This window comes from Actinomadura sp. KC06 (assembly GCF_004348735.1).
In the GTDB taxonomy this organism is placed as follows: domain Bacteria; phylum Actinomycetota; class Actinomycetes; order Streptosporangiales; family Streptosporangiaceae; genus Spirillospora.
Window position 1 is genome coordinate 1 of the sequence record NZ_SMKT01000262.1, and the last position, 7,544, is coordinate 7,544.

A 7,544-nucleotide genomic window follows, 5' to 3' on the forward strand; every position below is an offset into this window, starting at 1 on the left:
GTGTATAAGAGACAGGGGGCGGCGTCCGGCGGGGTGGACGGCGACGACGGCGTGCCCGGCTCGGACGGCTTCGACGGCGGCTCGGACGGCTGGCCCGGCTTCCCGCCCTTGCCGCAGGTGACGGAGGAGATCGCGATCGTCTGGGTCTTGCCGGCGAGGGTCGCGCTGATCTCGATGGCGGTGATGGACAGGTTGCCGTCGTGGTCGCGGACGTGCTTGTTCAGCGTGACCGTGGCGGAGCCGAGGCCGTTCAGGTTGACGGTCAGGGCCGAGTTGGGCGCCGCGGTGAGCTTCAGCTTGCGGCCGTTCAGCGTCGCCTCCTTCAGGTGCGAGACGCCGTTGCCGTTCTCGCACTTGGCCGTGACCGCGCTGGCGCTGAGGCCGAACTTGGCGATCCGGAGGTCGGTGACGGACGCGCGGCCGTGCCCGGCCCAGGCGGCGGCGTTCAGCAGGCTCGCCTCGATCCCGAGCGCGTTGGCGGGCAGCTCGGCGACGCTCTTGCGCACCGGCTTGTGGCCGGTGGACGTCACGGTCGGCGTCGGCGGGATGGCGACCGGCCCGGTCGCGGAGATGGCGGTGGCCGAGCCGACGCCGCCGCTGGTCGCGGACGCGGCGGGGACGACGGCGGCGAAGGGCAGAGCGAGCGCGCCGGCGACGGCCGCGCACTTCGTGATGGTCTGCAAACGCACGGTTGCTCTCCTTGGGGGTTTCGAACTATGGGTGGCGCGGATTTGCGGGGGGTTTGTCGGGCGGACCGGCCTCGCGGCCGGGGCTTCAGGACGTCAGGCCGTGACGTGGACGGGTGTGCCGAGCGGGGCCTTGGCCAGGCGCTTCAAGGCGTCCGGGGGGACGCGCACGCAGCCGTGGGTGATGGCCTTGCCGAAGACGGACGCGCTGGGCCAGCCGTGGAACGCGACCGTCCCGGGGCCGCCGCCGAAGGTGTCGAGCGTCTCGGAGTGCGAGCCGACCGGCAGGATGAGCGGGCTGTAGGTCGGCTTGGGCGGGGCCAGCGAGGCGAGGACGAACGTCCGTCCGGTCGGGGTGGGCGTCTTCGGCGCGCCGACCGCCACCGACCAGGTGCCCTCCTTGCGGCCCGCGTTCAGGAGGGTCAGCTTCCGGTCGCTGACGTCCACCTTGATGACGTGGGCGCTGCGCGCGACCTTCAGCCCGGAGTCGGGGATCCAGCCGGTGACGCCGTTGGGCCGGCTGGGCAGCAGCACCCGCCGCCAGCCGGGGCGGGTCTCCACGACCGGCACCCAGGTGTCGCCCTTGAGCTGGGTGGCGGGCAGTTCCGCCACAGCGGGCGCGCCGGGCTGCGCCGACACGGGGGCGGTCTCGCTGGGGTGCACGACCGTCCCGTCCAGGGCGGCGGCGGGCGCGTCGTCGGCCGGCAGGTCGTTGATGGTCGTGTAGGTGGTCGCCTGGGGCAGCTTGCCGCCGCCGCCCGCGGCCTCCGCCTTGCCGCCGCCCGGCTCCCCTCCCCCGCAGCCGGTCACGAGGACGGCCGTGGCCGCCAGTACGGCCGCGCCGGACGCCGGCCCGCGGGCCTGGCGGGGCCGCCTGGCCGGGCGCGCCGCGCCGCGCGGTTGTTCGTCGCTCACGAGGACTCCCGATGATCGTGGACGCCGGCGGGACGGGCCCTATAGCTCCTCCGGCCCCGCCTGTGTGCCCGCTGATTACGCACGAGCACCCGTTGTGGTTGCACGCCCGGGGAACAATCCCGGATTTGACAATGTTTGAACCCTCAACTAACGTGCCACCAGTCGTTGAAGTTTCAAGCACATGGCTCGTTCCAACCACTGCTAGGAGTCACCATGAGCATCGCCGCCGTCGCCCCCGAGCTGACCGTGGGCACCTGGAACATCGACCCCGCGCACTCCGAGGTCACCTTCGTCATCCGGCATCTGATGACCAAGGTTCGGGGGACGTTCACCGAGTTCAGCGGGTCCGTGCACATCGCCGAGGAGCTCGCCGAGTCCAGCGCGACGGCCGAGATCAAGGTCGCCTCGCTCGACACCCGCAACGCCGACCGGGACGCGCACGTGCGGACCGCCGACGTCCTGGACGTCGAGAACCACCCGACCATGACCTTCGCGGCCACGGGCGTCCGCTCCGAGGGCGGCGAGCACTACCTGGACGGCGACCTGACGATCAAGGGCGTCACCCGTCCGGTGAGCCTCTCGGTCGAGTTCAACGGCGTCGCCGAGGACCCGTGGGGCGGGACGCGCGCCGGGTTCTCCGCCGGCACCACCATCAACCGCAAGGACTGGGGCATCGAGTTCAACGTGCCGCTGAAGGGCGACAAGGCCCTGCTCGGCGACAAGGTCGACCTCCAGCTTGAGGTCCAGGCCGTCCGCGCCTGATTTTCACGCTTTCCCAAGGGCCGCCCAGATGGGCGGCCCTTCGGCATTCCCGGACCCCGCTAGCGGGTGCGGGCGGACGGGAGGCGGCGGAGGGTCGTGACGAGCGGGAGGCGGAGGGCGAAGCGGGCGCCGGACGACGCGTGGTCCTCGATCCGGAGCGTTCCGCCGTGCGCCCGGGCGATCTCGCGGGCGATCGCGAGGCCGAGTCCGGTGCCGCCGGCGTCGCGGCTGCGGGCGGTGTCGAGGCGGGTGAAGCGCTCGAAGACGCGCTCGCGGTCGGCGGGCGCGATGCCCACGCCGTCGTCGGTGACGGTGAGCAGCGCCTGGCCGTCCTCCCGGGTGACCTCGACCGTGATGGACGACTCGGCGTACCGGTCGGCGTTGTCCAGCAGGTTGCCCAGCAGCCGGACGAGCTGCATGCGGACGCCGCGCACCGTCACCCGTCCGGCGAGGGCGACGCTGACCTTCCGGCCTGAGGCGCGGCGGCGGATCTCCGCGTCCGCGAGTTCGGCCAGGTCGATCGGCTCCTGCGCGGCCGTCCCGCCGGTTCCGATGCGGGCGAGGAGGAGCAGGTCGGTGACGATCGACTCCAGCCGGTCGGTGTCGCGCAGCGCCGACTCGACGACGGCCCGCAGGTCGTTGTCGTCGGGGTGCATCGACGCGTCCTCCAGGTTGGCGCGCAGCGCGGTGATGGGGGTGCGCAGCTCGTGGGACGCGTCGGAGGCGAACTGGCGCTGGCGTCCGACGGCGCTTTCCAGCCGGTCGAGCGTCGCGTTGGCGGTGCGGGCGAGCTGGGCGATCTCGTCCTGCCCGGACGGCTCGGGGACGCGGCGGCTCAGATCGGTGGCGCTGATCTCGGCGAGCTGGGCGCGGATCGCCTCGACCGGGCCGAGGGTGCGGCCGACGATCCGCCAGGTGATCCACGCGGCGAGCCCGGCGAGGAGCAGCACGGCCGTGGCGAGGCCCACCTCCAGAAGGCCGTTGACCAGGTAGGACGGGAGGCGCTCCGACGCGTACACGACGACGGAGTCGGGCGCGGTGGAGACGCGGATGGCCTCGACGACGTAGCACTCGCGGTTCGGCCAGACGCCGCGGCACTCGATGTAGTCGCGGACGCGCACGTTGCTCGACGGCCAGAGTCTGCTCACCGGCGGCCTGTCCGTAGCGGCCGGTGTCGCATTTGTGACGCGCCCGCCGGGCTCGACGACCTGGATCAGTATCCGGCCGCGGGTCTCGTCCGCGATCTGCCCTTCCAGCGTGCCGTCGCGGACGCCGCCGCTCACCCGGCGGCCCTCGACCTGCGTCCCCTGGAGAAGATCGGTCTCGATCCTGGTGCGCAAGGCGAAGTCGACGCCCATCGCGGCCACGCCTAGGACCAGGGCGGCTATGACGGCGGCGATGAGCGTGTCCCTGGCCCGGATGGACCGGGGACGCATGCGCATGAGCTCCTCCCACTGGGAATAGCCAGATTTCGGACGAAGCACACACGCTACCGGTCGGTCACAAATCGGGAGGCCGAAACCAAAGCGCCGGGTTTTCACCTACTCGCACCGGGAGATCCCGTTTATGACGGTTCCTCCGGAGTACAGGGACGGACACATGGGCAGGGACGTGGCTTCGGTCACCATCAGCGGCGAGGACCGGCGGCGGTACCGCGACAAGGTGCGCAGGTGCCTCGACGTGCTGGCCCGCATGCTGGGCGAATCCCAGTTCGACTTCCAGCACCCCCATATCGGGCTGGAGATCGAGCTCAACCTGATCGACTCACTCGGCGATCCGCTGATGCGCAACGCGGACGTGCTCAAGGCGATCGCCGATCCGGCCTGGGCGACGGAGCTCGGCCAGTTCAACCTGGAGATCAACATCCCGCCCCGGGAGCTCGGCGGGACGGGCACCGGCGAGCTGGAGGCGGAGGTCCGCGACCATCTCGACCACGCCGACGCCCGCGCCCGCGAGGTCGGCGGGCGGCTCGCCATGATCGGCATCCTGCCGACCCTGAGACGGTCCGACATCGGCGAGGAGACGCTCTCGTCCAACGCGCGCTACAAGATGCTGAACGACCAGATCTTCGCGGCGCGCGGCGAGGAGATGCGCATCGCGATCGACGGACCAGAGCCGCTGCGCATGCACGCCGACACCATCACCCCAGAGGCGGCGTGCACGAGCGTCCAATTCCATCTGCAGGTGAGTCCCGACCAGTTCGGCGCCTACTGGAACGCGGCCCAGGCCATCTCCGGCGCGCAGGTCGCGATCGGCGCCAACTCCCCGTTCCTGTTCGGGCACAGGCTCTGGCACGAGACCCGCATCACGCTGTTCGAGCAGGCCACCGACACGCGTCCGGACGAGCTGAAGGCGCAGGGCGTCCGGCCGCGGGTCTGGTTCGGCGAACGCTGGATCACCTCGGTCTTCGACCTTTTCGAGGAGAACACCCGCTACTTCCCCGCACTGCTCCCCCTCTGCGACGACGAGGACCCGCGCGCCGTCCTGGACGACGGCGGCATCCCCGAACTGGGCGAACTGACCCTCCACAACGGGACGGTCTATCGCTGGAACCGCCCCATCTACGCGGTCGTCAAGGGCCGGCCGCATCTGCGCGTGGAGAACCGCGTCCTTCCTGGCGGGCCGTCCGTCGCCGACGTCATCGCCAACGGCGCCTTCTATTACGGTGTCGTCCGCATGCTCGCCGAAGACGAACGTCCGGTCTGGACGCGGATGTCCTTCGCGACCGCAGAGGACAACCTGCATCGCGCTGCCCGCGACGGCCTTGAATCCACCCTGTACTGGCCCGGCATGGGCGAGGTGCCCGCCGCCGAACTCGTCCTCCGGAAACTGCTGCCGCTCGCCCACGAGGGGCTGACACGGTGGGGCGTCGACCCGTCCCGCCGCGACCGGCTCCTCGGCATCATCGAACGCCGCTGCGTCACGGGCCAGACCGGCGCGGCCTGGCAGATCGGTACCGTGGACGCCATAGAGGAGTCGTGCGGCGTCCCGCGGCACGAGGCGCTCCGCATGATGGTCCGCTCCTATGTCGAGCACATGACCGACAACGCTCCCGTCCACACCTGGCCTGTCGGGCCCTGATCTTCACAAGTCCTGCACAAATCGCGCTCATCGCATACATAACGGGCTTCTAGAGTCTGGTCCGTGACAGGGAACGAGACGCGGATCCTCATCGTCGAGGACGAGCCGACGATCGCGCGGGCCGTCGCCGACCGGCTGGCGGCGGAGGGATTCGGCGTCGACGTCGCCGCCGACGGGCCCACCGCGGTCGAGCGCGCCCGCGCCTACGAGCCGCACCTCATCGTGCTGGACGTCATGCTGCCCGGTTTCGACGGGCTCGAGGTGTGCCGCCGCGTCCAGGCGGAACGTCCCGTCCCGGTGCTGATGCTGACCGCCCGCGACGACGAGACGGACCTGATCGTGGGGCTCGGCGTCGGCGCCGACGACTACGTGACGAAGCCGTTCAGCATGCGGGAGCTTGTCGCCCGCATCCGCGCGGTGCTCCGCCGCGTCGAACGCCCCCGTCCGGGGATCCCGGAGGCCGTGGACGAGGCGGTGCGCATCGGGCCGCTGGAGGTCGATCAGCGGGCCCGGCGCGTCCGGCTGGACGGACGCGAGGTGCACCTCACGCCGACCGAGTTCGACCTGCTCACCTGCCTGCTGCGCAACCGCGGCGCGGTGCTGACCCGGGCCGTCCTCCTCGAACAGGTGTGGGACTGGGCGGACGCGTCCGGGACGCGGGTCGTCGACAGCCACGTCAAGGCGCTGCGCCGCAAGCTCGGGCAGGGGCTGATCCGGACCGTCCACGGCGTCGGCTACAGCCTGGACGCGGCTTCGTGAGCGCCGTCCCGCGCGGGTTTGTCCACAGGTTGTGGGCGAGGCTTCCGCGGCCGCTGGACCCGCTACGTTCCATCAAGGTGAAGTTCGGCGTCGTGGTCGTCGCCACCGCGTGCGTCGCCGTCCTGATCGTGCTGTGGGGGTATCCGCTGGGGTTCCGGGCGCGGGAGACGCTGCCCGTCGGCATACTCATCGCCCTCGTCTTCATCCAGCTGCTCGCGCACGGGATGACCGCGCCGCTGCGCGAGATGACGGCGGCGGCGCGGGCGATGGCGCGCGGCGACTACAGCCGCCGGGTGCGGGCCACGTCCCGGGACGAGGTCGGCGAGCTGGCGCAGGCGTTCAACCGGATGGCAGCCGACCTCGCCGAGGTCGACCGGCAGCGCCGCGAGTTCGTCGCGAACGTGTCGCACGAGCTGCGCACGCCGATCAGCGCGCTCCGGGCCGTGCTGGAGAACGTCGCGGACGGCGTCACGCCCGCGACGCCCGACGTCCTCGAAACCGCCCTCGACCAGACCGAGCGCCTCGGCCGCCTCGTCACCCAGCTCCTCGACCTGTCACGGGTCGAGGCGGGCGCGGCGACGCTGGACGTCACCGACATCGACGTGGCCGCGTTCGTCGCCGACGTCACCGCGGAGGCCGCCGCCGGCCGCCCAGAAGCGGTGTTCGAGTCCGACATCGTGCCTGGCCTGCGCGCCTGCGCCGACCGCGACCGCCTCCACCAGATCGTCGCGAACCTGCTCGACAACGCCGCCCGCCACGGCCCGGACGGACGCCCGGTGACCGTCACCGCACGTCCCTTTCCCGGGAGCCCGCCCGGCGGGCTCGTCATCGAGGTGGCCGACGAGGGCCCCGGCATCCCGCCCGAGGAACGGGCCCGCGTCTTCGAACGCTTCTCCCGCGGCTCGTCCGTCGGCTCCACATCCGGCCCGCGCGCCGGAACACCCGGCGGCGGCACCGGCCTCGGCCTCGCCATCGCCAGCTGGGCCACGGACCTGCACGGCGGCGACATCACCGTCCTCGACACCCCGACCGGCTGCCGCATCCGCGTCACCATCCCCCCGACCTCCGGAGAACCCGCATGACGAACGAATCCCAGGACTCATCGGGCACCCCCGAAGAACCGTCCAAGCCATCCCCGCCCTCGGACGACACGTCCGACCAACCAGACAACCCACCCAAACAGCCAGACGACACGCCCAAGCCACAGGGCACCCCGGCCAAGCAACCGAACGAAAAGCCCAAGCAGCCGGGCAACGCAGCCGAGCAACCGGACAGCGCGGGCGAGCAGTCGGGCGAGGGTGCGGGTTCGGTGGTCGCGGGCGGGTCGGGTGCTGTGGGGGG

The 7,544-nt window shown here is 71.7% G+C and carries 7 protein-coding genes and 1 pseudogene; 5 read left to right on the forward strand and 3 right to left on the reverse strand.

Annotation, left to right across the window (positions count from 1 at the left end; translation table 11 throughout):
- Together E1287_RS40690 and E1287_RS40695 are read right to left on the reverse strand one after the other, a co-directional pair.
- The coding region (locus E1287_RS40690; RefSeq protein WP_131971065.1) for a choice-of-anchor P family protein at positions 1 to 689 on the reverse strand (689 nt) is incomplete at its 3' end.
- A 93-nt stretch (positions 690 to 782) separates the two neighbouring features.
- A complete protein-coding gene (locus tag E1287_RS40695) occupies positions 783 to 1,601 on the reverse strand; it encodes a L,D-transpeptidase (RefSeq protein WP_243719781.1) in 819 nt (272 codons plus the stop codon).
- 213 nt (positions 1,602 to 1,814) lie between these two features.
- Between E1287_RS40695 and E1287_RS40700 the strand changes: the two genes are divergently transcribed.
- Entirely contained in the window at positions 1,815 to 2,363 is a 549-nt protein-coding gene (locus E1287_RS40700) for a YceI family protein (RefSeq protein ID WP_131971067.1), read from the forward strand.
- Between the two features lie 59 nt (positions 2,364 to 2,422).
- Here the strand turns inward: E1287_RS40700 and E1287_RS40705 are convergent, their stop codons facing one another.
- The gene (locus E1287_RS40705; RefSeq protein WP_131971069.1) at positions 2,423 to 3,805 is read right to left on the reverse strand and encodes a HAMP domain-containing sensor histidine kinase; all 1,383 of its coding nucleotides are present in this window, start codon (positions 3,803 to 3,805) and stop codon (positions 2,423 to 2,425) included.
- Between the two features lie 157 nt (positions 3,806 to 3,962).
- On the opposite strand from E1287_RS40705, the gene E1287_RS40710 reads away from it, so the two are divergent.
- From E1287_RS40710 to E1287_RS45215, 4 genes and pseudogenes are all read left to right on the forward strand, one after another.
- On the forward strand, positions 3,963 to 5,444 hold the full coding sequence (locus E1287_RS40710; RefSeq protein ID WP_131971071.1) for a glutamate--cysteine ligase: 1,482 nt from the start codon (positions 3,963 to 3,965) through the stop codon (positions 5,442 to 5,444).
- Between the two features lie 63 nt (positions 5,445 to 5,507).
- Positions 5,508 to 6,203: a response regulator transcription factor gene (locus E1287_RS40715; RefSeq protein ID WP_131971073.1), complete on the forward strand. Its 696-nt coding sequence runs from the start codon at positions 5,508 to 5,510 to the stop codon at positions 6,201 to 6,203.
- Between the two features lie 77 nt (positions 6,204 to 6,280).
- The gene (locus tag E1287_RS40720) at positions 6,281 to 7,285 is read left to right on the forward strand and encodes a HAMP domain-containing sensor histidine kinase (RefSeq protein ID WP_243719782.1); all 1,005 of its coding nucleotides are present in this window, start codon (positions 6,281 to 6,283) and stop codon (positions 7,283 to 7,285) included.
- A pseudogene (locus E1287_RS45215) lies at positions 7,282 to 7,544 on the forward strand (hypothetical protein); the annotation flags it as partial. The gene E1287_RS40720 and the pseudogene E1287_RS45215, both read left to right, overlap by 4 nt.